The organism is Maricaulis sp., assembly GCF_015665295.1.
Lineage (GTDB): Bacteria > Pseudomonadota > Alphaproteobacteria > Caulobacterales > Maricaulaceae > Maricaulis.
Map to the genome: position 1 here is coordinate 41,553 of NZ_JADFAJ010000043.1, position 26,975 is coordinate 68,527.

Genomic DNA, 26,975 nt, shown 5'->3' on the forward strand with positions numbered 1-26,975 from the left:
ACACGGCATTCCCAGCGCGCGCAGGCATGTTTACAATCCTCGCACGCCGGATTGTCCGGCGCCGGGGAAATCATGATTCGACTCGCTGTTCCTGCCGCGCTTGCCGCCTGCCTGTCCGCCGCGGCAGCGCTCGCCGCAGACCCGCCCATCTTCCAGCCGGGCGCTCCGGGCTCGCCGTCACGGGCCCTCTCGCCGGAACAATCGGTGGGACTGGCCGGCAGCGGCTATTCGACCGCCGATGTCGCCTTCATGCAGCACATGATCGTCCATCACGGACAGGCGGTCGAAATGGGCGCTTTGATTGCCGGGCGTACCGACAATCGCGATATCGCGCTGATGGGCGACCGTATCGCCCGTTCGCAGGCCTCCGAGATTGACATGATGCAGGCCTGGCTGGTCCGGCGCGGTCGGTCGACCCAAATGCAGCATCCCGTGGATGAAGGCCAAGACAGGCCGCCGGCTCCGTCCGGGCATGCGATGGCGCATCACGGGTCGCACCAGGCCCTGTCGGACGTTCCCCTCATGCCGGGCATGCTGTCGCCGGCGCAGATGGGCGCGCTGGCAGCGTCGTCAGGGGACGGCTTCGACCGGCTCTATCTTACCGGCATGATCCACCACCATCAGGGCGCCATCGACATGGTTGATCGCCTTCTGGCCGATCCGGGCAATGGCGAGGATCCGCAACTTTCTGAATTCCTGTCATCCATCATCGCAGACCAATCGGCCGAGATCGCGCGCATGCGTGGCATTCTCGCCGGCGTCCAGATTCACGACGTCCGAGGGGGACATCCATGAGAACGACCGTCAAATCCGTGGTTTCGCTGGCGGCCCTGGGCGCCGCGCTCGCCGCCTGCTCGCCGCAGGCCGAACCCGTGGCCGAAGGACCACCTTCGCGCGCCGACCTGGCGCCCGGCCTGTTCGACGCCGGCTCGGTTATCTGGAATCTCGAGCGGACCGCCTCAGTGCCACCGCCGGACGGGTTTTTCGACCTGGATACGGCCATGATCGCGCTCTCCGTCCCGGCGGTCACCGCTGACGAAGCGGGAGACGCTGTCACAGCGGCCGATGACGCTGAAGAAGAGCCCCCCCAGGATGACGCGGCCGTTGAAGCGGCTGAATCCGGCGAGGCGCCGGCCGACGAGCAGGAGGGCCGCGGCCCGGGCCTGCTGTCCTTCGCCAATTCCGATCTCGCCTTTACGGGTGATCGTGTCATCGTTGGCGGATTTCACGGATTCAATGTTTTCGACGCCGCCAATCCGGACGACCCGCAACACATCCTCTCGGTTGTCTGCCCCGGTGGACAGGGCGATGTGTCGGTGCATGGCGACCTGGTCTTCTTCTCGACAGAACAGAATCGCGGCCGCCTCGACTGCGGCAATGGCGGGGTGGATGCGGCGTCCAGCCCGGAACGCTTTCTGGGGGTCCGGATTTTCGACATCAGCGACCTCGACGCACCGCGCCAGGTCGCGGCCGTGCAGACCTGCCGCGGGTCACACACCCACACCTTCGTGCCGCACCCGAGCGATGACCGAACGGCCTACATCTATGTCCAGGGCACCAGCAGTGTCCGTCCGGCCAGCGAGCTGGCCGGCTGCAGCGGCGGTGAGCCGGACGAGAATCCCGAGACCGCGCTCTACAGCATTGATGTGATCGAGGTCCCGCTGGATGCGCCGGAACAGGCGGCCATTGTCAGCCGTCCGCGCATTTTCACCGATTATGCGACCGGCGAGATCGCCGGCCTGTGGGCGGGCGGCGCGATGGAAGACGGCGCCCAGACGGCTGCGTCAACCGTGTCCTGCCACGATATCACGGTCTATCCGGAAATGAATCTTGCGGGCGGCGCCTGTGGCGGGAACGGGATCCTTCTGGATATTTCCGACCCGGTGAATCCGCGCCGGATATCCGATCTCGCCGACCCGAACATGGCCTATTGGCACTCGGCCACCTTCTCGAATGACGCCTCGAAGCTCCTGTTCACCGACGAATGGGGTGGCGGGCTGGGTGCGCGTTGCCAGGCGGATGATCCAGCCGACTGGGGGGCAGACCTGATCGCCGACATCGTCGACGGCGAGCTGCAGCTCCGCGGCTTCTTCAAGATCCCGGGCGAACAGTCCGCGATCGAGAATTGCGTCGCCCACAACGGCAATATCATTCCCGTTCCGGGCCGCGATATCATGGTCCAGGGCTGGTATAGCGGAGGCCTGTCGATCATCGACTTCACCGACAGCAACAACCCGTTCGAGATTGCCTTCTTCGACCAGGGCCCGCTTGGCCCGGACGCCCTGCGGGTCGCGGGCTATTGGGCTGCCTACTGGCACAATGGCCGTATCTGGGCGCCGGAACTCGTACGCGGCATGGATGTTTTCCGTCTGCAGGCCAGCGAGCATCTGACCGCCAACGAGATCGCGGCAGCGGAGCTGATCCGCTTCGACGAAGCGAACACGCAGACCCAATTGCACATCACCTGGCCCGATGAACCGGTTGTGGCGCTCGCCCTGCTGGACCAGGTCGCGCGTGGCGGGGCAATGGATGCCGTTGTGCTGGGCGGTGTCCGTGACGCTGTGCAGGGCTGGTCGGACGGCAATGCCGACGCGAATGCCATGGCCGCCGCGCTCGCGAGTGTGACCGATGCATCAAGCCGGCCCGGCCTGTCATCCGCCGATGCGGGCCGGTTGTCCGATCTGGGCGCGATGCTGGAGCGTGTTCACTAGACCGCAAACAGAATGGGGCGGGCTGGATGATGCCCAACCCGCCCCGTCGGCATGCGAGGTTCTGCTCAGCCCTTGGCGTCCAGGTCGGCAGCGCTGTGGCGCTCAGGCACCTGGTTGGCGTCCTCGCCCCAGACACGGTTCACCTTGATGCCGCGCCTGACGGCCGGACGGTCGGCGATTTCCGCGGCCCAACGCTGGACGTGGCTGTAATCCTGCACCGACAGGAACTCGCCGGCTTCGTAGAGGACGCCACGGGCAAGCGCGCCATACCAGGCCCAGACCGCCATGTCGGCAATCGAGTACTCGGCGCCGGCCAGGTAGGGGCGATCTGCCAGGGTCCGGTCGAGCACATCCATCTGGCGTTTCACCTCCATGGCGAACCGATCGATCGGATATTCCCATTTCTCCGGCGCATAAGCGTAGAAATGGCCGAATCCGCCGCCCAGATAGGGCGCGGAGCCCATCTGCCAGAACAGCCAGTTCAGCGCCTCGGTGCGACCGGCATGATCGGACGGGAGGAAGGCGTCGAACTTCTCGGCCAGATACAGGAGGATCGCGCCGGACTCAAAAACACGGGTCGGAATCTCGGTGCTGCGGTCCAGCAGGGCCGGAATTTTGGAGTTTGGGTTGATCGAGACGAAGCCGCTCGAGAACTGGTCGCCCTCGGTGATCCGGATCAGCCAGGCATCATATTCGGCCTCGCTGTGGCCCAGCGCCAGCAGCTCTTCCAGCATGATCGTGACCTTCACGCCATTGGGCGTGGCCAGTGAATAAAGCTGGAGCGGATGCTTGCCGACTGGCAGCGCCTTGTCATGGGTGGAGCCGGACACCGGTCGATTGATGTTGGCGAAGCGACCACCGCTCTCGCTGTCCCAGGTCCACACTTTCGGCGGCACATATGCGCTGGTCTCGGTCATGAAGACACCCTCTTTGCTTGGCCGGAATGTAGGGTGCCGTGTGCGCAGCACAAGACACGGACATGTCCAATGATCAATCATGGCGTCCCGGATCCGCAAACATGATCGTGCCTCGGTGGCGGATGGCCCTCCCGCAGGAGGCCTTCAGGCATTGCCTTGTCGTCCGACACGTGAGGTGGCGCAAACGGGGTCAATGACGTCGACGCCGAGAGCCCTGAGCCCATTCCGTGCCGATAACGCCTCCGGTACCGCCAGCCGGATCGGGCCTGGGTCGAGCGGAGCGGGAATGATGAAAGCAAGTGGTGCCGCTTAGGTGACTCGAACACCTGACCTACGCATTACGAATGCGTTGCTCTACCAGCTGAGCTAAAGCGGCCCACATGAGGCCTCCCGTCCTTCACCGGTCGAGAGGCGGCGGAAACTAACCGCGAAAGCGACTGTCGGCAAGCCTTTCGTCATCGCAAATTCAGCAACTCAAATCCCGTTCGCGAAGTCGTTCAATGACCGGTTCGGCGAGGCAGTCGAAATCCGGCGGGCCCATATTCGTGATGATGATATCGGCGAGCGGCTTTTGTGGTTCCACGTGCAGCATGTGCATGGGTTCAACGATCGAGTCGAACTGCCGTTTGACCGATTCCGGCGTCCGCCCGCGCTCGGCGACATCGCGCCTCAGGCGCCGTTCAAACCGTACAGGCCGGGTGGCGGAGACATAGATGATCAGGTCAAACAGTTCGGCCAGCTCGGGTGAGGCGACCGCGTGCAGGCCTTCGACAATGATCACTGGCGCCGGGTCGCAATGACGCGTTGCGGCTTTGCGGGAATGGGTTGCGAAATCATATTGCGGGATGTCGACACCATGCCCTGCCTTCAGCGACAAGAGATGCTGCACGAGCAGATCGTGTTGCTTGGAGGCCGGTTCGTCGAAATTGAACGTCGACGGATCGAAGTTCTCCAACTGCTTGGCGTCGAGGTAATAATCATCTTCCTTGATGACATAGGCGCCGGGTATGGCATCGGCGATGGCGTAGGCGAGGCGCGTCTTGCCGGACGCCGATCCGCCGACTATCGCGACCAGGGTCACGTCCGTACCGTTCACCGTCTTCCCGCCCATTTTCGTCCCGGTCACCGTCGGCGCCCGCTGTCAGCCTCGTCCTCGTCCGTCACGCCCGGATCATCGGGCATGCGAACTGGCGTGTCAGCGAAGCTGGTTGTTCGTGAGCCGGCGGCCCTGACCGGGCGGGGGGCGTCGAGCAAGGCGGTTTCGGGGACGGCCCCGGCAGCGCGTTCATAGCGCTCATAACGTGGGTGGGTCAGGCGGTTCTCGTCGCCGTACACATAGACCATGCGTTTCCAGTCGTCCGGCGTATAGGCGAACAAGCGACCTTCCGGATCAATATCGGACCAGTCGGCATCGGCGCCGGCATGGGAGGCGCGGGTCATCCAGCGCCGGGCCAGCTCGTCCTTGCCATCAAGCCTTGCCAGGCGGGCAGACAGGGCGCACAGGCGTGACGAGGGCTGACCATCTTCCATCAAGGGGTCAAGCAGCGACCGCGCGGTCGGGGCATCGCCCTCCTCCAGCGCGGCCTGGATCAGGATCAGGCGGCTCTCGCGGTGTTCGGGATTAAGCTCGGCCAATGCCTTGAGTCGCTCCAGGCGCTTGGCCTTGGTGTCGGACTTGCGCAGATCCTGGAATGCCCGGGCAAGCGCCGGGTGCGGCGCTGATGCCCAGGACGCCTCCAGAACTTCCGACGCGCGTTTGTGGCGACGGCCATCGGCGAGCAGGCGCGCTGCCAAGGCTGCCGCCGGCGCGAAGCCCGGCGCTGCACGATGGGCCGAGACCGCAAGTTCCCGGGCGTTTTCAGAGTCGGTGCCTTCGGTTTCCAGCGCGGCGGCCGTGAGCAGGACGGCGCGGCGGCGACGGGCAATGTCAGGCGCAACATGTTTGCGGCGCTCGCCTTCGGCCAGCGTGGTCAGCGCGTCCTGCCAGCGCGCCTTGGCGACCTGGGCATCGAACAGGGCATCGAAGGCCCAGCGGGCGCCCCTGGCCTGCTGGAAGGCGTCGGTCGCGTGCTCGATCGTGGCGCCCAGATCACCGCGTTCACTGGACAATTGGGTCAGGCCGCGGCGGGCAACGACGCGGGTGCGCTGATCCTCCAGAAGGGCCTCATAGTGGGTTTGCGCGCCATCGAGATTGCCGGCTGCCTCGGCAGCGCGCGCTGCGAGCAGGCGTGACAGGGCCGGGCGATCGAGCAGCGCGTCGGCGCGCGCGGCCTGTCGCACGGCGGCCTCGCCATCGCCGGCGGCCGAAGCAATCAGCGCCTTCTCGAGCGCGTCATAGCCTTGTTCACGCCGGCGGCGGCCGATGAAACCCTTCACCTTGTCCGGCGAGGTCCACAACAGATAGATGCCCCACCATACAACCAGCATGAGGAAGGCGAACAGGATCACGCCGCCTGCGGCCACGACAAAGGGCATTTCGGTCTGCACGCCAAGAAATTCGAAGGAGGCGTGTCCGGGGTTGAGCGCCAGGAAGGCCCCCAGTGCGGCAGTCAGCAGCGCAAAGACAACGGCCAGGATGAGGCGAATCATGTCGGGTCGCCTCCCTGTTCTGCAGCCTCGGCTGCCAGCGCGTCGCGCAGCGACTGCAGGCGCCGGTTGAGATCGAGCCTGGCCCGGGCCTGGAACAACCAGTCTCGACAGGTTTCAAGCGCCTCACCTTCAAGCCGCTCCGCAATCGTGACGGCGCCGACAAGATCATTCTCAGCCAGTCGGCGCTCGGCCAGGGCCGTCATGGCGAGAGGCCCGGTGTCACCATCGCTCCCGTCCGTGCGTCGGACTTCGATCAGGCCAAAGAAAACCCGGCCGGGTCCGGCCGCTTCGCGGATTTCATCACCGGGAAATTCAGCTGTGAGTTCCGACAGCGTCGGCACGCCGGCGCGGGAATAATCCGCCATCGCGGCAAGATCGGTCTGACCACGCCAGAGCCGGGCGAGCGCAGCGCGCTCGGCTTCAAATCCGTCGCCGGTCCCGGCAATCTCTCGCAGCGCGGTCAGGGCAAGCGCCCGAGCCGCCAGCTGGCGTGAGGCCTGACCGGTGTCGGCGGGCTGACTGGATGCTGTTTGCGTGGCCGCATTGGCCTGATCGCTGGCCGTCTGCGCGAGGCCGCGCACCGCCTCGACCTCGGCCTGAAGGCCGGCCAGGTCCTGTTGCAGTCGCATAATGGCCGGGTCGGGTCCGGACGGCACGGCAAGCGTGTCGACCGATGTTTCGATGGCGATGATACGATCCGTCAGCGCTTGCAGGATCTGCGGGTCAATGGCGCTCGCTCCCTGCGCGGATTCGAGCGTCGCGAGCCGGGATTCCAATCCTGTGGGGTCGAATGTCGCGGGTGCGATTTCGGGCGCAGCCTCAAGTTCATCGAGGCGCGCCTCGATCACGGACAAATCGACGGGCTCCCCTGCAGGGGCCGCAGGCTCCTGCGCCTCCAGCGCCAGTAATCTTCGCTCCAGCGATCCAAGCTCGCCGGCAATGCCGGCGGCGGGGTCGTCGGCCTCCAGAGCAGCCAGTCGGGTTTCGAGACCGGTGAGTTCGCTGGTCAGCGCTGCGCGTTCGGCTGCAGCCCCGACATCCGGCGTTTGCGCGGCAGGCACATAGCGCGAGGCCGCGAATCCGATAACGCCCCCGGCAACCGAGGCCAGCAGGAAGACGAGAATATGGCCCAGCGCCCCGCCGCGTTTGCGGGCAGGCTTGGCCGCCGCGCGGCTTTCATCAGCCGGCTCGAACTCGGCATCGACGGGTTCGGGATCGAGAGTGTCGTTGGGATCAGCCATGACGGCCCATGATTCGTGCGAATTTGGGCCAGCTTAGGACGCGTGGCCTGCCGAAGCCAGTTCCGATGAATCATCGAGCAGCGCCAGAAGGGCGTCTTCATTCGGCGAGGCGGCTGCAACAAGGGCGCGGAAACCGGCGCCCTCGAGCGGTGCCAGGGAATTGCTGGAAATTCCGAGTGCCGTGACCGAGCCGAGCCAGTGATGCAGTCCGAATTTGCGCAACAGGTCGAGGAAGGTCTTGGCGCCGCGTGCCGAGTGGATCAGCACCGAGACCGGGGCGCCGGAAATGATGGCGGCAATCGCCTCTTCGCCGAGCGCATCGACCGCGACGGCCCCGTAGCCAATCGCATCGCGCACCTTGAAGCCGTCCGGCTTCAGCGCGCCCGACAGGTCACCGGAGACATGGATGCCGCGGACATGCAGAAGCGAGCCCTTCTCGGGATTGAGCTTGCGTCGGATGAGCGCGGCCAGCGAATGAACGTCGCCCCGCGCAGAATGAACTTTCTTGAAGCCGATATCGCGCGCCGCCTGGGCGGTTGTATCGGCGACGGCGAATACCGGCAGGTCGCGTTCCGTTCTGCGCGGGCCCCAGGCACGAACGCCATTGGCGGAGGTGAAGACGAGCGCCTGGACGCCGTCCAGGCTGGCATCGATCCGGGCGCGGAAGTTGATGTCGAGAACGGGCGATATGATGGGGTCGATCCCCATCCGCCGCAGCCCGGATGCAGTCCGTTCGGCTCCGGGCCAGCCCCGTGTGACCAGGACTGTCACGCGCCCACCAGGGCGGCGGCCAGACCGTCGCCAGCTGCCTTGCGTACGGCGCGACCGAGGGCAAGGCCGGCCTCGCGGGCGCTTTCGGGTGTCGCGGTGGTCATGTCGAATCGAATCTGCTTCCGCCAGCACTGCTGGCCATCAGGAGTCAAAACTTCACCGGTGAAGTCCATGGATACCTTATTCACATGGGCCGCGATCGGCGTTCTGCAAGAGCCGTCGAGTTCGGCCAGGAAGGCCCGCTCGGCAGTGACGGCCAGTTCCGTGGCGCTGTGATGCAGGGCGGCGAGATAGCCGGCGGCCTCTGTGTCCCCGTCACGAATGGCCACGCCGACGGCGCCCTGCGCAGCGGCGGGCAGCATCTCGTCAGCTTCCAGCGGATCGCGACGCGCCTCCGCTCGGCCCAGCCGGTTGAGGCCGGCAAGGGCCAGAAAGGTCGCGTAGACCTCGCCTTCGGCCAGCTTGCCGAGGCGGGTGTCGACATTGCCGCGCAGCGGTATGACAGTGAGGTCAGGACGCTTGTGGAGCAATTGCGCCTGCCGCCGCAGGCTGGCGGTTCCGATCGTGATACCCTCGGGCAGATCAGCCAGACGCGTCTCGCCGCCGCGGGCGATGAGCATGTCGCGCGGATCCTCGCGCTCGAGGAGCGCGCCAAGGACCAGCCCGGCCGGCAGGACGGTCGGAACATCCTTCATCGAGTGGACGGCGAAAGCAGCTCGCCCATCAAGCTGGGCCTCGTCGATTTCCTTGGTGAAAAGCCCCTTGCCGCCAGCTTCGATCAGGGTCCTGTCCTGGATCATGTCGCCCGTGGAAACGAGGCCCAGGATCGGGAAATGCGACTCGACAGCCTCGCCGGCCAGGCCGCATAGCGCAGCCAGTCGAGCCTGGACATCGCGGGCCTGCACAAGGGCGAGTGGTGAGCGGCGGGTGGCAATGGCGAGCGGTCTGGACGGCGGCTTCACGTTGCAATCATCCTGGTCTTGGGGCTAGTGGACAGTCATGGACTTAGCGCCCCCTTCCCCCCAAGCGCAAGCGTGCGCGCTGACCGTGCTCGGTCTCGAATCGAGCTGCGACGAGACGGCGGCCGCCATCCTGCGTCGCGCGCCGGACGGCCGGATCGAGGTTCTCGCTGACCGCGTGCTCGGCCAGACTGAAGCCCACGCACCCTTTGGCGGTGTCGTGCCTGAGATCGCGGCGCGCGCTCACGCCGAAGCCATGGATGGTCTGGTGATCGAGGCGCTGGCCGAGGCTGGCCTGGGTATCGCCGATCTGGACGGAATCGCGGCGACCTCCGGGCCGGGTCTGATCGGTGGTGTCATGGCGGCGCTGATGACGGCCAAGGGGCTGGCGCTGGGCGCCGGAAAGCCGCTGATCGCGGTCAATCACCTGGAAGGCCATGCGCTCTCGCCGCGGATCTCCGATCCGCTTGCCTTTCCCTATCTGTTGCTGCTGGTCTCCGGCGGCCACACCCAATTGCTGATTGCCGAGGATGTCGGTGTCTATCACCGGCTCGGCTCGACCCTCGATGATGCTGCGGGCGAGGCGTTCGACAAGACGGCCAAGGTCATGGGGCTGGGCTTCCCCGGCGGGCCAGCGCTGGAACGCATTGCGGCAACAGGCGATGCCACCCGCTTCGGTCTCCCTGTGCCCCTCAAGGGCAAGCCGGGCTGCGATTTCTCGTTCGCCGGCCTCAAGACGGCGGCACGGCAGATCTGGGACACGCTGGAAAATCCCACTGATCAGGACAAGGCCGATCTGGCTGCCAGCATGCAGGCCGCGATCGCCCGCGCGCTTGCGCGGCGGACGCGACGGGCCCTGACAGTTTTCGCCGAGCGCTACCCGGACACGCCCCGACCCATGTCGCTGGTCGTCGCCGGCGGTGTCGCTGCCAACAAGGCCGTTCGCGGGGCGCTCGAGGCGGAAGCGGAGGCGGCGGGTTTCCGTCTGATCGCGCCGCCGATGAAATGGTGTACCGACAATGCGGCGATGATCGCCCTTGTCGGCATTGAAAAGCTGGCGCGTGGACAGGTGGACGGGCTTGATGCGCCGGCACGGGCGCGCTGGCCTCTGGACGGCGCATCGGCCAAGGCCGACCCGGCCATCGGCTCCGGACGAAAGGGACCCAAGGCATGAGCGATTATCAGAGCATTGGCGTGATCGGCGCCGGCGCCTGGGGTACGGCCCTGGCGCAAACGGCGGCCAAGGCCGGGCGCGATGTGACCCTTTGGTCCTTCGAGCAGGATGTCACCGATGCGGTGAACAGCAAGCACGAAAACACGATCTACCTGCCGGATGTGAAGCTGTCCGAGGCGATCGAGGCGACCACCTCGATCTCCGATCTTGATGCCTGTGACGCAATCCTGGCCGTCGCGCCGGCCCAGCATCTGCGCCGGGTGCTGGAAGGCTTCCTGCCCTATGCCCGGCCCGGCCTGCCGATCGTGTTGTGCGCCAAGGGGATCGAACAGTCCTCCCTGTCCATGATGACCCAGGTGCTCCGGGAAACCATACCGGCGGCCATACCTGCCGTTCTGTCTGGCCCGAGCTTTGCCATCGATACCGCCCAGGGACTGCCGACCGCGGTGACCTTGGCCTGTGCCGACGAGGTGGTCGGCAATCGCCTGATCGAGGCGCTCGGCACCAACCGGTTCCGGCCCTATCTCGCCACCGACCTCGTCGGAGCGGAGATTGGCGGCGCTGTGAAGAATGTGCTCGCCATCGGCTGCGGGATATCCGAGGGCAAGGGCCTGGGCAAGTCGGCCCACGCGGCCCTGATCTCGCGCGGCTTTGCCGAGATGACCCGGCTGGCGATGGCGCTGGGTGCCCAGCGCGAGACCCTGGCCGGGCTGTGCGGTCTGGGCGATCTGGTACTCACCTGTTCCTCGCCGCAATCGCGCAACATGTCGTGCGGCCTGGCGCTGGGGCGCGGCGTCTCGCTGGACGACATCATGGCCTCGCGCCGGGCGGTGACCGAAGGCGTGGCCAGCGCACCGGCGGTCGTCGAACTGGCCCGCCGTCACGGCGTGGAAATGCCGATCTGTGAGGCGGTCAATGAAATCCTTGCCGGCCGGGCCAGCGTTGATGACGCCATCGAGACCCTGCTCGCACGTCCCTTCACGCTGGAGACCGCCTGATGCTCTTTCTGGTCCACACCCGGGACAAGCCCGATGCCCTCGCCATACGCATGGCCAATCGCGACGCCCATATCGCCTGGCTGAAGGCCGCTGGGGCCAGCGTCAAGGCCGCCGGCCCCTGGCTCGATGAGAGTGGCGACATGGCGGGATCATTGCTGATCATCGAGGCCGAGGACCGCGCTGCCCTTGATGTCTGGCTGGCCGGGGACCCCTACCAGGCAGCAAGCCTTTTCGAACGGGTCGAAGTCGCGCCCTATCGCTGGGCCATCAATCCGCCGGTCGAGGCGGGCTGATGCGGCCCAAACCGCCACCCGGCACCGTGCTCGCGCGTCTCGATGATCTGCCTGATCCCGGCGCCCGGGCTTCGGGCTGGGAAGGCGGCGCGGTCGTGTTGATCCGTCGCGGCGCCATCGTCACGGCCTTCACCAATCTCTGCCCGCATGCCGGCCTGCCGCTCTGCCTGCCCGACGGGCGCGGCCTGTTGCACAAGGGCGAGACGCTGGTTTGTCCGGTTCATGGTGCCAGCTTTGATGTGACGAGCGGCGATTGTACCGGCGGCCCGGCGGCCGGTGACCACCTGATTGCGGTTCCGGTCGAGCTTGTCGGTTCGGAGATACGCGCGCTGTGACCGGCAATCTTCTGACCGACCTGCCTGATGCCAGCCGCGCCGAGATCACGCAAATCCTCGCCAAAGGCCGTAACTTGCGTATCGAGCGGATCGTCTCGAAAGGCCAGGCCTCTCCGGACGCCTTCTGGTATGACCAGAGCGAGCATGAATGGGTGGCCCTGCTGAGCGGATCCGCCCAACTCGAGCTTCAGGACCCGGACGAGTGCCTGACGCTGGGGCCCGGGGACCATGTCCTGATCGCCGCCCATCGCCGCCACCGGGTCGCCGCAACGGCCGCCGGTGCAGAAACCGTATGGCTGGCGGTCTTTTATTCCGCCGGTTGAGTCGCAGACGGCAGATTGGTGATTGCCTCGACGAGGGCGCGACCGGTCGCATCGTCTTTCACGACCGTACAAAACGTGCCGTCAGTTGTGCGGTGATAGATGACCGCGTCCGTCGTGTGCGAGTGCTGCTGGCCGGCCGCGCTGTAGAAGGCCGCATTCGCGGCGTCCAGAGCGGTCTTCGTCGGCTGGTCGATGTCAGCAATGGAAATCACGAGGTCGCCGGTCTCGCCATCCAGCGACCAGGAGCCGCGCGTCACACCGGCCGGCCCGGTTTCCAGCAGGGTCTGGCCGGGTTCGAGCAGTGTCGAGGGCGTCTCGGCGAAACAGGCCGCCGACGTCGCCAGATTGTCCTCGCTGAAGCCGGTATTGATGGTCGAGCCATCTTCGGCTGTGCAGGCGGCCAACAGGGCCAGGGCAGGCAGGGCGATCCAGGCTTTCATTTCGGCACACTCCGTACAATGCGATACGAGGGGCGTATAGCGAGCGTGCGGGGCGCCGTGAAATGAATGTTTTGTGTCGGGGTTCATCGCCTTGTGGGACCGGAGGCGCTGCTTGACCCGGGGGCAAACAGCCTACTCTGCCGGCTCCCGTGCCGGTTTGACGTTGAAGAAGCCCGTGCATTCCGCGATCAGCGCCTGTCTGGCAAGGCTGACAATCTCGGCGCCTTTTTCCGGCGTCGCCTGGGAGGGATCGGACCCGATCCGGCCATCCGGGAATTTGCGGCGATAATCGTCCGCGTCGCTGAACCCGCCGACCGGGGCGATTTTCGGGTTCATCTCCACCTGTTTGATGGCGTGTGGATGGGCGTAATAGGTCACGGAGACCTCGGACGCCGTGGCGTGCATGCCCTCGCCGACGGGGAAGAGCTTGCGGCAGGTATCCATCACGCCGGACAATTCCCACCAGTTGCGCTGCTTCAGCTGGACCGGGCAGGCGGTGCCGTCGAGCGAGAAATTGGCATAGTACTCGGCAAAGGCGGCATTGATCGTGGTGATATTGCCGCCATGGCCATTGAGGAAATAGATGCGGTCAAACCCGTGCCGGGTCAGGCTCTCGATCCAGTCATTGAGGACCGCGATCATGGTCGAGGGCCGCAGCGTCATCGAACCGGCGAAGCCGAGATGATGCTGGGCAATGCCGACATTGAAGGTCGGGCCGACCAGGAGTCCGGCCTCGGCGCCCGCCTCGGCGGCGATCACTTCCGGACAGATGGCATCGGTGCCCACCAGCCCGTTCGGGCCGTGCTGCTCTGTCGAACCGATGGGGATGATGATCCCCTTGCAACGTTTGAGATAGGCCTCGACTTCAGGCCAGGACGCGTGATGTAGCAGCATGGCAGCCCTCTCCGGGATAGCGTGTATCCGGGGAGCTAAGCCGTGACGGCGGGTGCGTGCAAGGCCGGCGTGCTGAGGTCGCTGGCTAGAGGCGGCGGCTCTCGCGGTGGTAGAGCCAGGCCGCCAGGGCGGATGCGATTGCGGCGAACGCCAGAATGTAATGCATGGACCCCTCCAACGCGGCGTCTCGCCGCTTGGGTCCGTGTCTAGACGCTAAGTCCTTATCAACCGTAAAAGAATTCCGCTTTCTCATGAGCCGTCACGGCTTCGTGAAGCTTGTGTCATGAGCCTGTTGCCCGGCAGTGCTGTATGAGACCCGACGACATCTTGTTGTGTGAGGGGATATCATGCGCCGAATTTTCATTGCTTCTATTGCCCTGGCTGCCTTGCTTGCAGGGCCTGTGCTGGCCCAGGACGATCCGATGCCTGAGAGCATCGAGAACGCGATTGCCGATGCGAGCCGTCCGGAGGCAGATCGCCAGCTTGACGCAAATCGTCATCCGGCCGAGGTCCTGCTTTTCGCCGGCGTTGAGCCAGGCTGGCACATTGCCGATCTGGCGGCCGGCAGTGGCTATTACTCGCGCGTGCTCTCGACCGCTGTCGGCGCTGATGGCCATGTCTACACGATGAACCCGACCTGGGTCGCCGAACGCTTTGCCGAGACCGATGCGGGTCTGGCGGCCTTTGCCGGCGAGCGCCCGAACATGACGCATTTCAGTTCGACCATCGAGACCTTCGGCGAGCATGTCGACGAACCGCTTGATGCTGTTTTCATGGTACTTTTCTACCATGACACCGGCTGGGATGGCACCGACCGCGCGGCGATGAATACGGAGATCTTTGACGCGCTGCGTCCGGGTGGCGTGTTCATCGTGGTTGATCACCACGCCATTGACGGCGCCGGCCTCAGCGTCGTCGAAAGCCTGCACCGGATTGAAGAGGCCACGGTGATCGAGGAAATCACCGCAGCCGGCTTCGCGCTCGACGGATCCAGCAACATGCTGGCCAATGCCGCGGATAGTCGCGAGATCAGCCCGTTCGACCCGTCCATCCGGCGTCAGACGGATCGTTTCGTGCTGCGTTTCCGCAAGCCGGAATAATCGCCTAGGCGGCGTCCAGCTGGGACCGGAAGCGGTTGAGCTCCTCATCGAGGCGGCTCGCCGCTTCTCCCAGCTCGCCGGACGCTCGCGTGAAGGCCTCGGCCGCGCCATTGGTGCGGGCGGCGGCATCGTTCACCGCCCCCATTGCATGATTGACCTCGGTGGTCTCGGTGGCCGCCCGCTCGGCGAGCGAGGCGATCTCCTGGGTAGCCTGGTTTTGCTGGGCGAAGGCACCCTGGACACTGTCGGTTGAGCCGCGCAGCTCCGCGATAATTTCGGCAATGCGGCCAAGCGAGCTGGCGGCGCCACCCGACGCGCCGCGCATGGCTTCGATCTTCTTGCCGATGTCGCTGGAGGCGCTGGTTGTCTGTTCCGCCAGGGCCTTGACCTCGGAAGCCACAACCGCGAAGCCCTTGCCCGCCTCGCCGGCGCGGGCTGCCTCGATCGTGGCATTGAGGGCGAGAAGATTGGTCTGTTCGGCGACACCGGCGACCAGGCGCATGATGTCCTCGATCTCCTTCGCGGCGGTTTCAAGAGCGTCGATCGACCGACCGGCGCCTTCGGCTTCGGCGGCCGCGCGCTCCGACACATCGCCACTGCTTTGAAGAATGCGGGCGACTTCGGCGATGGAAGCGGAGAGTTCCTGCGCTGCCGCAGCCACGGATTGAACATTGCTGTTGGTGGTCGACGCGCGCGCCGAGGCGGCCGATGCCCCTTCGCGGGTCGATTCGGCATCACTGCTCAGGTCGGAGGCGAGCTGGCTGACCTGTGTGGCGGCGCCGGAAATGCCGCCGGAAACGACCCGAAGGGCTTCTTCGAACTCACGGGCAAGGTCGGCAATTGCGGCCCGCTGGCGCTCTGCATGGTCCTTGGTCGAGGCCTGGGCGTCGGCACTTTCGGCCGCGGCAGCCTGGGCTTCAGCGGCCTCGGCAGCCTTGCGGTCCGCGCCGTTGAGCGCAGCGGCGGCGTGATAGGTCATCCAGCCTAGGGCAGCCGACTGGCCGATCACGATCACCGCGTGGAAGACCACGCGGAAGAAATCGGCCCCATCCGGGAAGACGGCCCAGGGCAGAAAGAAATTCAGCGACAGATGGTGGACAGCGGTGGCAATCGAGGCCGCGACAATGACGCGCCAGTCCAGCATCACGGCCGAGATCGACAGCGCCGCGAAGAACATCATGTGCATGTCGATCTGCCAGGGCGAACCGCTGAGCACATAGACAAAGAGTGCCGGAAAGCCGATCAGCGCGGTGCCGACCGTGGCACGCGAGGCATCGCTGTTTCGGTCCATGCGCCAGCTTGTCGCTGCGACGCCGACCAGGACCAGGCCGACTAGGGCGGCCGGCAGGAGGCGCCCGCTGGCAAAGATGGCTGCGGTGGCGATTAGGGCAATCCAGAGGCCACCCATGACAAGCAGGGTGACGGTCTGGGCGCGATCACGAATATGGGAAAGGCTTGTCATCAGGCAGGGCTTTCAGGGTTGGGTTGTCGGATTGATCCGGCAAACGCCGGTGCAGTGAGACAGCCGCGAAACGCATCGGCTGGCAGAATGAGCCAGGCGCCGGCGGCGCGCAGGGCGTCGCGGTCGGATGGCAGTGGCAGATCGAAGATGCCGATATTGCCGGTCCGCCCGAAGGTAACGGGGGAATGGTCACGGGCGGCCGAGGCCAGCAGGATGTCGCGGGCTTGCCAACCGGGCGGGAAGATTGCGGCATAACGACCATCTTCCGGCGGCTCGGTTGCCGCCAGAAAAGGTGTTGTCGCTATGAGCGCAACCAGAAGTATAGTTGGCAGGCTATTCCTCATGTCGGCAGAAAGACCTTCGTTCCAGTCTGCCTTTTCTAACCGATTTGTAGTTAATCAGTGCTTACGGTTCCGGCTCGACCGTCGACTTGGTCGTTGTGTGGCGCGCACCAGTCCGATCTGAGAAGGCCGAAAATAAGGCTGTCGCGGACGCCGATATGGGTTTCCCACTGGGCGCGCAGGCGCCCTTCCTCGACGAAACCGAGCTTGCTGAGCACGGCGATCGAGCCGGCATTGTCCGGATCTGTATCGGCATAGATGCGGCGCAGGCCGAGCGCTGAAAATCCGTGGTCCAGAACCCGTCTGACCGCCTCGTTGACATAACCGTGCCGGCGGGTGTCCGGCCGGATGATATAGCCGGTTTCGGCGACGCCGGACTTGCGGTCGATCAGGACCACCCAGCCGAGCGCATCGTCCGGCGTGGGGGGTCGGGTGATGGCCCAGCAACGGACGGTGGACGACCGTGTCGAGCCAGCCAGATATTCGCGCGCCTCGGCGAGGCCGTCGACGGGTGCGCGGGACCAGTATTTCATTGTGTCGGCATCCTGCAGTGCCGGCAGGAGCGCGGTCGCATCATCCTGGCGAAGCGGGCGCAGCAGGAGGCGGTCGGTGGTCAACACCGGGACATCGCAGCCCGGCGTCCGGGCCTGCATCTGGTCACGGGCGACCGACAACGGGATTTCGTCGAAGCGCTCGGCGATACAGGCTTGCATCGTCTGGAAGCAGTCCTGTGTAAACCAGTCATGCGCGGCAAAGCATGCCTTGCGGACCGCTTCGCTCGGCCAGGCCGCATAGGACCAGTAGAGTCCGTCCTCGCCGCAATGCAGGATCGCACCATAGGAACCGCAGGCCTGGTGGATACGGCGCGTGCCTTCCGTCCAGGCAGCCTCGAATTCTGCCGCGCGACCCGGCTTGAGCTTCCAGCGATAGAGGACGGCGGCGGTCACGGCGCGGCGTCAGCTGCGCCTTCACCTTCGGCCAGCCGCTGCTTGCGCAAAACGCTGGCCTTCACCTTCTGGCTTTCCGAGCGCAGCTGGCCGCAGGCCGCAAAGATATCGCGACCGCGCGGGGTACGGATCGGCGAGGCGTATCCGGCCTTGTTGACAACATCCGCAAAGGCTTCGATCCGGTCCCAGTCCGAGCACTCATACGGACTGTTCGGCCACGGATTGAACGGGATGAGATTGATCTTGGCCGGGATGCCCTTGAGCAGGCGAACCAGCGCCTTGGCTTCGGCGAGGCTGTCATTGACGCCTTTGAGCATCACGTATTCGAAGGTCACCCGTTTGGAATTGCCCAGACCGGGGTAGGCGCGGATCGCATCCATCAGCGCTTTGAGCGGGTATTTCTTGTTCAGCGGCACCAGCTCGTCGCGCAGCGGATCATTGGTCGCGTGCAGCGAGATCGCCAGCATGGTGCCGGTGAGTTCGCCGAGTTCCTTGATCTTCGGCACGACGCCTGAGGTCGACACCGTCGTCCGGCGGCGCGATATGGCGATGCCCTCACCGTCGGAGATGATGTCGATGGCGGTCGCAACATGGTCGAGATTATAGAGCGGCTCGCCCATGCCCATGAAGACGATATTGGTGATTTTCCGGTTCTCGTTCGAGGTCGGCCATTCATCGAGATCGTCACGGGCAATCATCACCTGGGCGACGATCTCGGCGGCCGTGAGATTGCGCACCAGCGCCTGGGTGCCGGTGTGGCAGAAGGTGCAATTGAGCGTACAGCCAACCTGGCTCGATACGCACAGCGCACCGGACCGGGCAACATCGGGAATAAAGACCGTCTCGCACTCGACGCCCGGTGCCAGCTCGATCAGGTATTTGCGGGTTCCGTCGACGGAGACCTGGCGGTCGATCAGCTTGGGGCGGTACAGAGCGTACTTGTCGGCAATGACGGCGCGCAAATCCTTGGAGATATTGGTCATCTCGTCGAACGAGGTGACGCCATAATGATAGATCCAGCGCCACAGCTGTTCGGCGCGCATCTTCGCCTTTTTCTCGTCGACCCCGCAGGCGATCGCCACCTGGCGCAATTCCTCGCGCGTCATGCCGGCCAGCGATGGCAGGGCGCGCGGTGTCGTCTCGTCAATGCGCGGGGCATTGGCGTTGCGGGCATCGATGTTCAGGGCGTGGTTCATGGCGCCAGACTATCTCAATTCAAACGAAGCCGCGCGCTCTATCACAAAAGCGCGGCAAAACCGAATCCTGGCCGGCGAGCGGGCTAGTTGCAGAGCGTCTCGGCCCGCTGCAGCGCGGCCGTGACGCCGGACAGCGAGAATTCATAGGCGGTGGCTGCGCCGTCGAGCGTCGTCGCCGTCACCCGCATGACAGAGCCCCGCTTCATCGAGCTGACAAGGTCATCTTCTTCGTCCAGATCGTCGAGAAAGCCTTCCTGGCCATCCGCGAACATGTCGAAACGGTCCGAGCCGACCCGAACTTGCGGCGGGCTCGTGGGACGCAGGTCATAGCCGACCAGCAGCGAGGGCTGCGCTTCCACGGCGCCCGACTGCCAGGAGGCCACCAGGAAATAGACATTGCCGTGCTCGAGGGCGCGCGGCGTGCTGTCGGTCGGACGGCTGAGCGCATAGCAGGAGAAGCCGGCCTCGGTATTTCGGGTAAAGACCCGCCAGTCGCTGTACTCGCCGCGAAACTGCGGCTCGTCCTGCGCGAGGGCGGGCGCGCTCAGTCCGGTCATCAGGCCAAGCGCCAGGCAAGCATGTCGAAAACGCACGGTGATCATCCTCATCGCGAAACAGTCGAACGCCGTCTAGGGCATCCCCATGGCGGTATGATGGCGGAGTTAATCCCGGACTAACAGCGTCAATCGATCGTGCGATCAGCGGTGGATACCGGCCTTCCTTGTGGCGTCGGCCAGAGATTCCAGATCCGGCCCGCCCGGCATCAAAGGACGCTCCGGAAAACCACCGAAATTGATCTGGCGATCATAGAGCGTGATCGCGCAGGCGACCGACACGTTGACGCAGAACTTGGTCGGGATCTTGACGATATGGCTGCACCGGGCCTGCAGCGCCTCGGACAGCGAGCCGCGCTCACGACCGAAGACATAGGCGGCGCATAGCGGGTGACGGAAGCTGGGCAGGTCGACAGCGTCATCGGTCAGCTCGACGCCGACCAGCTGACAGTTCGACGGCAGCGCAATCGCCGCCGTGTCATCCCACTCGTAATAAGGCACATGATCGACCGATTTGGCCGTATCGGCGCGGTAGACGTCGCGAACCTTGTGATTGGCATTTATCGTGAAGGCAAAGCTCGCTCCGAAGGCATGGGCCGTGCGCAGGATGGCGCCCAGATTCATCGGCTTGGAAATGCCCTCGGCCCCGACGCCGAAATATCCGCGCTTCATCGTGATCATCAGCGCACGCCGGCCGTGATGCGTCCATCGGGGTGGATCATCGCCTGTTTCATCCCCGGCGAGTTGAACGGAGCAGCCAGATTGCCGTCACGGTCGACGGCAATGATGCCGCCCTCACCGCCCAGCGCGCCGACATCAGCCAACGCGCCTGCAACGGCGTCAGCCAGCGACTGGCCACCATAGGCCATGCGGGCTGAAACGTCCTTGGCGGTCGCGGTGCGCAGGAAATACTCACCCTGGCCAGTGCAGGATATGGCGACATGGCCGTCGGCCCAGCAACCGGAACCGATGATCGGACTGTCGCCGACCCGGCCTTCCATCTTGTTCAGCGTGCCACCGGTCGAGGTGGCGGCTGCAAGACGGCCCTCCAGATCCAGCGCCACGCAGCCCACCGTGCCGGTTGCGATGGCGCGGCTGTCCGGCGCGGCGGCGGGGGTGTAGTAATCGTTGACGCTCTCGACCCGCTCCAGCCCGGCCTCACCGCAGAAGCGTTCAGCGCCGCGACCGGCGAGCATGACATGGGGCGTGCTTTCCATGACGGCCCGGGCGGCCGAGATCGGGCTGGTGAAGCCGGTCAGGGCGGCGACCGAACCGGCTCGCCGCGTGGCGCCGTCCATGATCGCGGCGTCGAGTTCGTAACGGCCTGCCTTGTTTGGAGAAGCGCCCTTGCCGGCAACATAAAGGCCGGAGGCTTCCAGCTCGCGAACGATATCCTGTACGATATCGAGCGCGTTGGCCCCGATGGAAAGACGCGCTTTTGCGGTCTCGGCGAGGCCGCGCATATGCTCGATTTCCTTGGCATAATCGCGATCGGCCAGGGTGCCGGCGCCACCGTGCAGCAAAAGGGCGTAACGTCCGCTCATACCGTCCATCCCGTGTCGGTTTGAAAGTGTGCGCATTGCTCTAGCACCGCTCGCACATGGCACCCAAGCCGGATTTCCATCGCTGTCGGGCCCGTCGAGCCGTTGCTCCGGATTTTCTTTTGCCGGGCATCACGCTATGTCGCTGGCATCGATAAAGGGGAGTGTCTCATGAAACTCGACTCATCCATTGCCGCCATTGTCACGGGCGGCGCCTCCGGCCTCGGCGAAGGCACAGCCCGCCGTCTGGCCGCTGATGGCGCCAAGGTCGCCATTTTCGACATGAACGCCGAACGTGGCGAGTTGGTCGCCAAGGAAATCGGTGGCGTGTTCTGCCAGGTCAATGTGGCCGAGGAAGCCAGTGTTGATGCCGGTTTTGCCAAGGCCCGTGAAACGCACGGCCAGGAACGTGTCTTCGTCAATTGCGCCGGGATCGGCTGGGCCGAGAAGACGGCGCGCCGCTCCTCCTCGACCGGCGAGATTTCGCCGCATTCGGTCAAGGGCTTCCAGACAGTGATCGCGGTCAACCTGATCGGCTCCTTCGTGTGTGCCTCCAAGTCGGCGGCCGGGATGATGTCGCTTGAACCGCTGGGCGGGTCCGGCCGCGGCGTCATCGTCAATACGGCTTCGGTTGCAGCCCAGGACGGCCAGATCGGCCAGGTTGCCTATGCGGCCTCGAAGGGTGGCATCTATGGCATGACCCTGCCCATGGCGCGCGATCTCGCCAAGGAAGGCATTCGCGTCAATACCATCCTGCCGGGCTTCTTCGAGACGCCGATCTACCAGCAGATGCCGCCGGAAGTGAAAGTCTCGCTGGCCTCGCACCTGCAATTCCCGCAGCGCTTTGGCACGCCGGAAGAGTATGCCGACCTTGTCGCGTTCATGGTCAATTCCGACTACATCAACGCCGAATGCGTCCGCCTGGATGCCGGCGCCCGGATGCCGCCGAAATAGTCGACGGACAGGACGCCAGACAGGCAAAAGGCCGGAGGTTTTCCTCCGGCCTTTTCCTTGGCGGGTGTCCGCCGGATCAGAAGTCGCGGCGAATCGTCAGACGGGCATTCAGCGGCTCGCCGGTCGAGATATTGGTGTTGTTGTGCGCGTCGGGGAAATAGCCCTCGTCGAGCAGGTTCTCGACATTCAGCTGGACCCGGGTCGTCTCGTCGAGATCATAGTAGAGAGCGGCATCAATCCGCGTATAGGCAGGAATTTCGACCGAATTGTCCTCGAGTACGAAATAGGCGTCCTGATAGGTTGCGCCGATGGCGACGCCAAGTTGCTCGCTGACCTGGTATCGATTCCAGACCGACAGCATGTGCTGCGGCGTCTGGCGCGTAGCATTTCCGTCGAAGCCGCCGCCCTCAACCGTGCCGTCAAGATAGCTGTAACCGGCATTGAGGGTCCAGCTGTCGGTGAGCTCGCCGACCAGTTGGAGCTCGAACCCTTCAGTCGTGCTGCCAGTCACCGTGGTGACGATGGACGGATCATCCGGGTTGACGGTGGTGAACCGGCCGCGCTCGAGGCGGAACAGTGCAGCGGTGAAGCTGAGCGCGTTCGTGATATCCCACTTGGCGCCGATCTCGCGGTTCTCGAAAACCTGCGGGCGAATGTCCTCCGAGGTCGTGCTCAGGGTCAGGAACTGGTCGCCGGCGCTGGGCAGGAAGGTCTCGGTATAGCTGGCATAGAAGGACATGTTTTCGGCCGGCTTGTAGATAAGGCCGAAACGCGGCGAGATTTCCTCGTCGACACGGCCGCGGCGGCCATTATCGGTTGCGGTGACGGCGAAAAGATCAAGCGCCTCGACATCGAACCGGTCGAAGCGCGCCCCGATCACGAGCTTCAGTGTCTCGGTCAGTTCGATCTGGTCCTGCACGTAGAGTGAGGTGAATCGGACCTGCGAACTGCGATCCCGGACCGGTGTCACGAAGGCAAAACCGGGGATCACCAGCGGGTCGCTGAAATCGATCGTGATCTGGTCGTCATTGCTGGCTGCGAACAGATTGTCGAAACGGGCATTGTCGGTCGCCTGGTCGCCATACTCGCCTCCAGCCAGCACGGTGTGCCCGATCGCGCCGGTGTTGAACTCGCCGACGAGATTGGCCTGGATGACGGTATTGGTACGGGCCGTGATATCGCGATAGCCGTCCAGGGTGACCTGGTTCGGCGTCGTTGCCGCGTTGAATCCGGCGGCATAGATATTCTGGTAGGCCTTGTCGTAATCGGCGTGCTGGACCGTCACATTGCTGCGGAGCCGGTCATTGAATTCATGATCGAGGCGGACACGGAAGGTATGGGCCTCCAGTGTGGTTCGATTGCCGTCCGCAGAACCGAAGAAGGTCTCGTCAAAGCCTTCCAGCGGGCGGCTCGGCCCGCCGTTGACGGTGACCGAGGGGACGCCGCGATCCACAACCCGGTCATCATTGAGATATTCATAGAAAAAGGTCGCCGTGGTGTCGCTTCCCAGCTCGGTCAGGACGGTCGGGTTTATGCCGTAGCGTGTACCGTCGAAGGCGTCGCGGTGGTTGGCCATGTCCTCGACAAAGGCATTCAGGCGCAGGGCCGAGTGATCGCCGGTCGCAAGATTGGTGTCGCCGGTCAGCTGCCAGGCACCGAATGTGTCGATGCCGGCGCTGACGCCGGAGAAGGTTTCGCCCAGGACCGGTGACTTCGTCACACGATTCACAACACCGCCGCCGCCGCCACGGCCGAACAGCAGTGCGTTGGAGCCGCGCAGGATCTCGACCTGTTCGAGATTGTAGAGCGGGCGATAATATTGAACATCATCGCGCACACCGTTGAGGAAGAAGTCGGCGGTCGACTGATTGCCGCGGATATTGATGGCATCGCGATGCCCCTCTCCCTGGCTGATCGAGAGGCCCGGCGCGTAGCGCAGGATGTCACCGAGATTGGCAAAACCCTGATCTGCAATCTGGATATCGGTCACGATCGACAGGCTCTGCGGCACGTCAATGATCGGGGTCGGGGTCTTCACCGAGTTGAGCTGGTCCAGCGACAGGTAGCGCCCATTGACCTCGACGACGTCCTCGTCCTGCTGGGCACCGGCCATGCCGACACCGAGGCCGGCCGAAAGGAGGGAGGTGGCCAGCAAGGCGCTTTTTCTGATCATGACGGGAACTCTAGCTGCAAATGAAAATCAAAATCCGAGTATTGGGAATGATAATGAGTGTCAAGCGCACAGGGGCGCGCGCGCATCCCTGCGATACAGGCTCTTGCGACACGTGGTGAATTTGCATCAGTGGATTTGGAGGCGGCGCAGCGAAAAGGGCCGACGCGTGGCGCCGGCCCTTCTTAGCGCCCAAATGGCAGTCATGCTCACCGGATGACTCGCCGCGAAGGCTCAGCCGCCCTCTGGGCGCACAATCTGGGCGCCGAGGTTTGACATCACGTCACGGGCGTCGAACGCACTGGGATCATCCGGCTTGGTGCCGCGGCCGAGATATATCTCGGCGCTGGCTTCATAACGCGTGCTTTCCCGATAGCTGGCTTCATCCCAGAACGGGTCGCGCCAGCCGCGCCAGCCCCAGCGCGGATGGAAATAGGCGTAATGCACATTGAAACCGGAATAGGGCGACCGGCCAATGCCGGTGGCCGTGACCCGCGTATCCTCATCGGTCGCGCGGTCAACGACCGTGAAATAGTCGAACCCGTTCTCGATCGTGAGCTCGGAAGCCCGGTAGAGGAGATAGGTTTCGACGGTCTCGCGGTCAGTGAGCGAATTGCCCGCGAAGGAAATCCGGTAGCGATTGGTCTCGATGCGGGTTTCGGTGAACCCGCGGCGGGACCCCTCCGCTGCCTGGTAGGGTGTCGGACTTGCGCAGCCGCCCAGCACAGCCAGGCTGGCCACTGTGATCAGAATGCGCCGCATTTTGGGGCTCCTTGTAACGTTTGGCGGTCCCTCGCCTCATTAAATATGACTCGTCCTGCGCGCATTGAAAGCGCGGACTCGCCACGCCTGCAAGCATAGGCGTGTCCGGGCTGACGTCAAACGTCGGATCGGGACGACCTGGTTGAAGGCTCGGGAGACGGGTGCGCGTAATGAAATGCATGAAGGCAATCGCAACCCCAATGGCGGCCATGGCGGCGCTATCGCTGTGGTCGGCGAGTGCACACGCCCGCGAGCAGGGCGACACCTCCCTCGTCCATCGCGCCTGTATTGCGGCCGGGCAGAACGCATCTGTTTGTGCCTGCATCCTGCGAGAAGCCCATTCCCGTTTCAGCCACGATCAACTCGATCTGGTCGGAGCCGCCATGCCGTGGCTTGAGCGGATCACCGAGGATAGGGCCGTCGCCGAAACCCTGTCACCGGACCGGCGCCTGTCTGCAGAGCAGCTGCAGCAGCTGCGCCAGCGGGCCGAAGCGGCGGATGTCGTTATCCGCCAGGCCTGTGGGGTCGGCCTGCGTCTGGGCAAAACGTCCTGAAGGTCACTCGGCGACCATTGCAGCCAAACCCCGACATCGGCATGGCGCCATCCGGCCGGCCGGATCAGGTCATGACGGGCGATCCGCACAGGGGGGATTCTCACATCAATCTCGCTGCGCCACGAGACCGGCAAGTTTAAAAAACCGGGGATATTGCGGCACCCGGTCCCGGGTCCGCCAGAAGGCGGTTCTCAGCAGTGCAGGATGGGTCGGGCATGTCGCGGCTCGCCTTGGCTGTCGTCAATCGCGATCCGAGTTGCCGGCGAAGAAGGGGCTGACCGGCCGGTCAGGGCAGTTCGATTTCCACGATCGCGGTCGCGGGCCGGGCTTCAGCCGGCTCGGATCCGTCGGCAGGAAAAAGCGACCAGGCGGCATTGGCGACCAGCCAGGCGCGCCCGTCCGCCAGATCAACCAGCGTCGGCTCGGTCTCGCCGACCATGGCCGGGTGGCCGCGCAGCAAGACCTCCACGTTGGCGACTTCGATGCCGGCGCGGTCAAGATCAATGGCCATGATCTGGTGAGGCCGCGCGCCATTGCGGACCGCGATCAGCCGTCCATCCCGGGTCTGGCGCAGGCCGTCGATCCCGATCAGGCTTGTATCCGAGGCGCGGACAAGGGTGGCGCTGCCATCACCCAGGTCGATCCGCCAGATACCCATCGAGTAATCGGCCACATACAGCGCACCGCGGGCCAGCGCCACGCCCTGCAGGCTGACAAATCGGGGATCTTCGGACAGGACTTCAAGTTCGCCCGACACGCTATCGAGGCGGTAGACGCGCGGCGCCTGGCTGTCCGACACATAGGCCGTGCCGTCGCGGACCACGAAATCGGCCATCTGCACCGCCCCGTCGATCATGTAGCGGCGGTGGAGATCGCCGGTCATCAGGTCGAAGGCGAACAGGGCAGTGCCACCGTCCTCGCCCGCATCGAGCGGCGTCTGGTCAACGGTGCCGGAGGCGGCCCACAGCATGCGGGTGCGGTCGTCCACGAACAGGCCGAACACGGACCACAAACCATCCTCGCGATCGGCGAAGACCACCGGTTCGTCACGGGCGAAGGGTTCCAGCAAGAGGATTTCGCGCCGGGCCACGGAGGAGACGAAGATCCGGTCGGTTTCGATATCGACCGCGACGCCTTCAATGAGCGCGTCCGGGCGATCGATGCGGGCGATGATCTCGCCTGTGCCGACCGGTTCGCCATTGGCCGTCAGGGCAGACAGGATCGCGGAGAGGCGCTCGCTGTCTGCCGCTTCGAGCAGGGAGCGTGTGTCGTCGGTTGGTTCAAATGCCAGGCCGGCGACGACCATGCCGTCGAGCGCCGCAAACCCGTCATCAGGCCGCTCGGCTCGCGTGGCGATGGTCACGAGGGCACGCAGTACCGCCGGGTGCGCGGGCTTGAGATCGAGGGCTGCCAGCATCAAGCGGCGCGCGCTTTCATGGTCGCCGGCGCGCAGGGCACGGCCAGCCTCGCTGAACAGTTCCAGGGCAATGCTCTGCGGTGTCGGCGCGGCGGGCGTCTCGTCCTGGGCGAAAGCCGGAAAGGCCAGCAGGCAGGCGATCGAAGCGGCAAGCGCAGCTGTCTTCAAGGTCATCTGGCGATCTTCCCCCCGAAACGCGGCCCGATTGGGACCAGTTCAGGGAGTTTATGGGGATTTGCCAAGCGTTAAAGTCACAGCCGCGCACGAACCCGGATTCCCGCGACACCCGGCGGCATCAGATATCCAGCTTCACCAGGCCCTCATCCTCGACC

Annotated in this window: 28 protein-coding genes and 1 tRNA gene; 10 read left to right on the forward strand and 19 right to left on the reverse strand. The window is 64.7% G+C overall.

The genetic code is table 11. The annotated features are described in order from the left end of the window. The first annotated feature begins 72 nt into the window (after positions 1-72). Both QZZ02_RS14850 and QZZ02_RS14855 read left to right on the forward strand, forming a co-directional pair. Positions 73-795: a DUF305 domain-containing protein gene (locus QZZ02_RS14850; RefSeq protein ID WP_291845553.1), complete on the forward strand. Its 723-nt coding sequence runs from the start codon at positions 73-75 to the stop codon at positions 793-795. Further along, positions 792-2,711: a hypothetical protein gene (locus tag QZZ02_RS14855; RefSeq protein WP_291845555.1), complete on the forward strand. Its 1,920-nt coding sequence runs from the start codon at positions 792-794 to the stop codon at positions 2,709-2,711. The genes QZZ02_RS14850 and QZZ02_RS14855 overlap by 4 nt, the downstream gene beginning before the upstream one ends. 65 nt (positions 2,712-2,776) lie before the next feature. Here QZZ02_RS14855 and yghU read toward each other — a convergent pair whose 3' ends face one another. The 7 genes from yghU to hemC form a co-directional block, all read right to left on the reverse strand. Then, positions 2,777-3,628, reverse strand: a complete 852-nt coding sequence (gene yghU / locus QZZ02_RS14860; RefSeq protein WP_291845557.1) for a glutathione-dependent disulfide-bond oxidoreductase — start codon at positions 3,626-3,628, stop codon at positions 2,777-2,779. Between the two features lie 300 nt (positions 3,629-3,928). Beyond that, positions 3,929-4,004: transfer RNA gene (locus QZZ02_RS14865), tRNA-Thr, on the reverse strand. A gap of 90 nt (positions 4,005-4,094) precedes the next feature. Beyond that, positions 4,095-4,754, reverse strand: a complete 660-nt coding sequence (gene udk / locus QZZ02_RS14870) for a uridine kinase (RefSeq protein WP_291845559.1) — start codon at positions 4,752-4,754, stop codon at positions 4,095-4,097. Beyond that, positions 4,751-6,217, reverse strand: a complete 1,467-nt coding sequence (locus tag QZZ02_RS14875; RefSeq protein ID WP_291845561.1) for a heme biosynthesis HemY N-terminal domain-containing protein — start codon at positions 6,215-6,217, stop codon at positions 4,751-4,753. The genes udk and QZZ02_RS14875 overlap by 4 nt, the downstream gene beginning before the upstream one ends. Beyond that, the gene (locus QZZ02_RS14880) at positions 6,214-7,458 is read right to left on the reverse strand and encodes a hypothetical protein (RefSeq protein WP_291845563.1); all 1,245 of its coding nucleotides are present in this window, start codon (positions 7,456-7,458) and stop codon (positions 6,214-6,216) included. The genes QZZ02_RS14875 and QZZ02_RS14880 overlap by 4 nt, the downstream gene beginning before the upstream one ends. A gap of 33 nt (positions 7,459-7,491) precedes the next feature. Beyond that, complete coding sequence (locus QZZ02_RS14885; RefSeq protein ID WP_291845566.1) at positions 7,492-8,229, reverse strand: uroporphyrinogen-III synthase; 738 nt, start codon at positions 8,227-8,229, stop codon at positions 7,492-7,494. Then, on the reverse strand, positions 8,226-9,191 hold the full coding sequence (gene hemC, locus QZZ02_RS14890) for a hydroxymethylbilane synthase (protein ID WP_291845567.1): 966 nt from the start codon (positions 9,189-9,191) through the stop codon (positions 8,226-8,228). Before hemC ends, QZZ02_RS14885 begins: the two co-directional genes overlap by 4 nt. Positions 9,192-9,228: 37 nt before the next feature. On the opposite strand from hemC, the gene tsaD reads away from it, so the two are divergent. From tsaD to QZZ02_RS14915, 5 genes are read left to right on the forward strand one after another with little or no spacing between them, the layout of a single operon-like run. Beyond that, complete coding sequence (gene tsaD, locus QZZ02_RS14895) at positions 9,229-10,362, forward strand: tRNA (adenosine(37)-N6)-threonylcarbamoyltransferase complex transferase subunit TsaD (protein WP_291845569.1); 1,134 nt, start codon at positions 9,229-9,231, stop codon at positions 10,360-10,362. Next, positions 10,359-11,360, forward strand: coding sequence for an NAD(P)H-dependent glycerol-3-phosphate dehydrogenase (locus QZZ02_RS14900; protein WP_291845571.1), 1,002 nt, complete (start codon positions 10,359-10,361; stop codon positions 11,358-11,360). The genes tsaD and QZZ02_RS14900 overlap by 4 nt, the downstream gene beginning before the upstream one ends. After that, a complete protein-coding gene (locus QZZ02_RS14905; RefSeq protein ID WP_291845572.1) occupies positions 11,360-11,653 on the forward strand; it encodes a YciI family protein in 294 nt (97 codons plus the stop codon). Before QZZ02_RS14900 ends, QZZ02_RS14905 begins: the two co-directional genes overlap by 1 nt. Next, positions 11,653-11,988 (forward strand): Rieske 2Fe-2S domain-containing protein, encoded by a 336-nt coding sequence (locus QZZ02_RS14910; protein ID WP_291845575.1) that lies wholly within the window; start codon positions 11,653-11,655, stop codon positions 11,986-11,988. Before QZZ02_RS14905 ends, QZZ02_RS14910 begins: the two co-directional genes overlap by 1 nt. Then, complete coding sequence (locus tag QZZ02_RS14915; RefSeq protein ID WP_291845577.1) at positions 11,985-12,311, forward strand: hypothetical protein; 327 nt, start codon at positions 11,985-11,987, stop codon at positions 12,309-12,311. Before QZZ02_RS14910 ends, QZZ02_RS14915 begins: the two co-directional genes overlap by 4 nt. Here QZZ02_RS14915 and QZZ02_RS14920 read toward each other — a convergent pair. Both QZZ02_RS14920 and QZZ02_RS14925 read right to left on the reverse strand, forming a co-directional pair. Next, a complete protein-coding gene (locus QZZ02_RS14920) occupies positions 12,296-12,751 on the reverse strand; it encodes a hypothetical protein (RefSeq protein WP_291845579.1) in 456 nt (151 codons plus the stop codon). The genes QZZ02_RS14915 and QZZ02_RS14920 overlap by 16 nt on opposite strands. A 132-nt stretch (positions 12,752-12,883) precedes the next feature. Continuing rightward, positions 12,884-13,645 carry a creatininase family protein gene (locus QZZ02_RS14925; protein ID WP_291845582.1) on the reverse strand — a complete coding sequence of 254 codons (762 nt, stop codon included), beginning with the start codon at positions 13,643-13,645 and terminating at the stop codon, positions 12,884-12,886. 347 nt (positions 13,646-13,992) lie between these two features. On the opposite strand from QZZ02_RS14925, the gene QZZ02_RS14930 reads away from it, so the two are divergent. Then, entirely contained in the window at positions 13,993-14,745 is a 753-nt protein-coding gene (locus tag QZZ02_RS14930) for a methyltransferase domain-containing protein (protein ID WP_291845584.1), read from the forward strand. A gap of 4 nt (positions 14,746-14,749) precedes the next feature. Here the strand turns inward: QZZ02_RS14930 and QZZ02_RS14935 are convergent, their stop codons facing one another. The 7 genes from QZZ02_RS14935 to QZZ02_RS14965 all read right to left on the reverse strand — a co-directional run bounded on the left by QZZ02_RS14935 (position 14,750) and on the right by QZZ02_RS14965 (position 20,789). Continuing rightward, on the reverse strand, positions 14,750-16,207 hold the full coding sequence (locus QZZ02_RS14935) for a methyl-accepting chemotaxis protein (protein WP_291845586.1): 1,458 nt from the start codon (positions 16,205-16,207) through the stop codon (positions 14,750-14,752). Beyond that, a complete protein-coding gene (locus tag QZZ02_RS14940; protein WP_291845589.1) occupies positions 16,207-16,551 on the reverse strand; it encodes a hypothetical protein in 345 nt (114 codons plus the stop codon). Before QZZ02_RS14940 ends, QZZ02_RS14935 begins: the two co-directional genes overlap by 1 nt. A gap of 50 nt (positions 16,552-16,601) precedes the next feature. Then, the gene (locus QZZ02_RS14945; RefSeq protein ID WP_291845591.1) at positions 16,602-17,495 is read right to left on the reverse strand and encodes a GNAT family protein; all 894 of its coding nucleotides are present in this window, start codon (positions 17,493-17,495) and stop codon (positions 16,602-16,604) included. Next, positions 17,492-18,691, reverse strand: a complete 1,200-nt coding sequence (gene rlmN, locus QZZ02_RS14950) for a 23S rRNA (adenine(2503)-C(2))-methyltransferase RlmN (RefSeq protein WP_291845594.1) — start codon at positions 18,689-18,691, stop codon at positions 17,492-17,494. Before rlmN ends, QZZ02_RS14945 begins: the two co-directional genes overlap by 4 nt. Positions 18,692-18,774: 83 nt before the next feature. Then, entirely contained in the window at positions 18,775-19,293 is a 519-nt protein-coding gene (locus QZZ02_RS14955; RefSeq protein WP_291845596.1) for an invasion associated locus B family protein, read from the reverse strand. 96 nt (positions 19,294-19,389) lie between these two features. Then, positions 19,390-19,926, reverse strand: coding sequence for an RNA methyltransferase (locus tag QZZ02_RS14960; protein ID WP_291845598.1), 537 nt, complete (start codon positions 19,924-19,926; stop codon positions 19,390-19,392). Then, positions 19,926-20,789 carry an isoaspartyl peptidase/L-asparaginase family protein gene (locus QZZ02_RS14965; protein WP_291845600.1) on the reverse strand — a complete coding sequence of 288 codons (864 nt, stop codon included), beginning with the start codon at positions 20,787-20,789 and terminating at the stop codon, positions 19,926-19,928. Before QZZ02_RS14965 ends, QZZ02_RS14960 begins: the two co-directional genes overlap by 1 nt. 168 nt (positions 20,790-20,957) lie before the next feature. Here QZZ02_RS14965 and QZZ02_RS14970 point away from each other — a divergent pair, with 168 nt between their 5' ends. Further along, positions 20,958-21,740 carry an SDR family NAD(P)-dependent oxidoreductase gene (locus QZZ02_RS14970; protein ID WP_291845602.1) on the forward strand — a complete coding sequence of 261 codons (783 nt, stop codon included), beginning with the start codon at positions 20,958-20,960 and terminating at the stop codon, positions 21,738-21,740. A 76-nt stretch (positions 21,741-21,816) separates the two neighbouring features. On the opposite strand, the gene QZZ02_RS14975 is transcribed toward QZZ02_RS14970, so the two are convergent. Beyond that, positions 21,817-23,913: a TonB-dependent siderophore receptor gene (locus tag QZZ02_RS14975; RefSeq protein WP_291845604.1), complete on the reverse strand. Its 2,097-nt coding sequence runs from the start codon at positions 23,911-23,913 to the stop codon at positions 21,817-21,819. A 231-nt stretch (positions 23,914-24,144) separates the two neighbouring features. Continuing rightward, on the reverse strand, positions 24,145-24,672 hold the full coding sequence (locus tag QZZ02_RS14980) for a hypothetical protein (protein WP_291845606.1): 528 nt from the start codon (positions 24,670-24,672) through the stop codon (positions 24,145-24,147). 170 nt (positions 24,673-24,842) lie between these two features. Here QZZ02_RS14980 and QZZ02_RS14985 point away from each other — a divergent pair, with 170 nt between their 5' ends. Then, a complete protein-coding gene (locus QZZ02_RS14985; protein WP_291845608.1) occupies positions 24,843-25,226 on the forward strand; it encodes a hypothetical protein in 384 nt (127 codons plus the stop codon). Positions 25,227-25,512: 286 nt separating this feature from the next. On the opposite strand, the gene QZZ02_RS14990 is transcribed toward QZZ02_RS14985, so the two are convergent. Further along, positions 25,513-26,817: a hypothetical protein gene (locus QZZ02_RS14990; RefSeq protein WP_291845610.1), complete on the reverse strand. Its 1,305-nt coding sequence runs from the start codon at positions 26,815-26,817 to the stop codon at positions 25,513-25,515. Between the last annotated feature and the right edge of the window lie 158 nt (positions 26,818-26,975).

What these genes read in the sequence shown, in the direction of transcription:
- QZZ02_RS14850 (WP_291845553.1), top strand. Translation starts at nt 73, where the DNA reads ATGATTCGACTCGCTGTTCCTGCCGCGCTTGCCGCCTGCCTGTCCGCC.
- QZZ02_RS14855 (WP_291845555.1), top strand. Translation starts at nt 792, where the DNA reads ATGAGAACGACCGTCAAATCCGTGGTTTCGCTGGCGGCCCTGGGCGCC.
- yghU (WP_291845557.1), bottom strand. Translation starts at nt 3,628, where the DNA reads ATGACCGAGACCAGCGCATATGTGCCGCCGAAAGTGTGGACCTGGGAC.
- QZZ02_RS14875 (WP_291845561.1), bottom strand. Translation starts at nt 6,217, where the DNA reads ATGATTCGCCTCATCCTGGCCGTTGTCTTTGCGCTGCTGACTGCCGCA.
- QZZ02_RS14880 (WP_291845563.1), bottom strand. Translation starts at nt 7,458, where the DNA reads ATGGCTGATCCCAACGACACTCTCGATCCCGAACCCGTCGATGCCGAG.
- tsaD (WP_291845569.1), top strand. Translation starts at nt 9,229, where the DNA reads ATGGACTTAGCGCCCCCTTCCCCCCAAGCGCAAGCGTGCGCGCTGACC.
- QZZ02_RS14900 (WP_291845571.1), top strand. Translation starts at nt 10,359, where the DNA reads ATGAGCGATTATCAGAGCATTGGCGTGATCGGCGCCGGCGCCTGGGGT.
- QZZ02_RS14905 (WP_291845572.1), top strand. Translation starts at nt 11,360, where the DNA reads ATGCTCTTTCTGGTCCACACCCGGGACAAGCCCGATGCCCTCGCCATA.
- QZZ02_RS14910 (WP_291845575.1), top strand. Translation starts at nt 11,653, where the DNA reads ATGCGGCCCAAACCGCCACCCGGCACCGTGCTCGCGCGTCTCGATGAT.
- QZZ02_RS14920 (WP_291845579.1), bottom strand. Translation starts at nt 12,751, where the DNA reads ATGAAAGCCTGGATCGCCCTGCCTGCCCTGGCCCTGTTGGCCGCCTGC.
- QZZ02_RS14925 (WP_291845582.1), bottom strand. Translation starts at nt 13,645, where the DNA reads ATGCTGCTACATCACGCGTCCTGGCCTGAAGTCGAGGCCTATCTCAAA.
- QZZ02_RS14930 (WP_291845584.1), top strand. Translation starts at nt 13,993, where the DNA reads ATGCGCCGAATTTTCATTGCTTCTATTGCCCTGGCTGCCTTGCTTGCA.
- QZZ02_RS14935 (WP_291845586.1), bottom strand. Translation starts at nt 16,207, where the DNA reads ATGACAAGCCTTTCCCATATTCGTGATCGCGCCCAGACCGTCACCCTG.
- QZZ02_RS14940 (WP_291845589.1), bottom strand. Translation starts at nt 16,551, where the DNA reads ATGAGGAATAGCCTGCCAACTATACTTCTGGTTGCGCTCATAGCGACA.
- rlmN (WP_291845594.1), bottom strand. Translation starts at nt 18,691, where the DNA reads ATGAACCACGCCCTGAACATCGATGCCCGCAACGCCAATGCCCCGCGC.
- QZZ02_RS14955 (WP_291845596.1), bottom strand. Translation starts at nt 19,293, where the DNA reads ATGATCACCGTGCGTTTTCGACATGCTTGCCTGGCGCTTGGCCTGATG.
- QZZ02_RS14960 (WP_291845598.1), bottom strand. Translation starts at nt 19,926, where the DNA reads ATGATCACGATGAAGCGCGGATATTTCGGCGTCGGGGCCGAGGGCATT.
- QZZ02_RS14965 (WP_291845600.1), bottom strand. Translation starts at nt 20,789, where the DNA reads ATGAGCGGACGTTACGCCCTTTTGCTGCACGGTGGCGCCGGCACCCTG.
- QZZ02_RS14970 (WP_291845602.1), top strand. Translation starts at nt 20,958, where the DNA reads ATGAAACTCGACTCATCCATTGCCGCCATTGTCACGGGCGGCGCCTCC.
- QZZ02_RS14975 (WP_291845604.1), bottom strand. Translation starts at nt 23,913, where the DNA reads ATGATCAGAAAAAGCGCCTTGCTGGCCACCTCCCTCCTTTCGGCCGGC.
- QZZ02_RS14980 (WP_291845606.1), bottom strand. Translation starts at nt 24,672, where the DNA reads ATGCGGCGCATTCTGATCACAGTGGCCAGCCTGGCTGTGCTGGGCGGC.
- QZZ02_RS14985 (WP_291845608.1), top strand. Translation starts at nt 24,843, where the DNA reads ATGAAATGCATGAAGGCAATCGCAACCCCAATGGCGGCCATGGCGGCG.
- QZZ02_RS14990 (WP_291845610.1), bottom strand. Translation starts at nt 26,817, where the DNA reads ATGACCTTGAAGACAGCTGCGCTTGCCGCTTCGATCGCCTGCCTGCTG.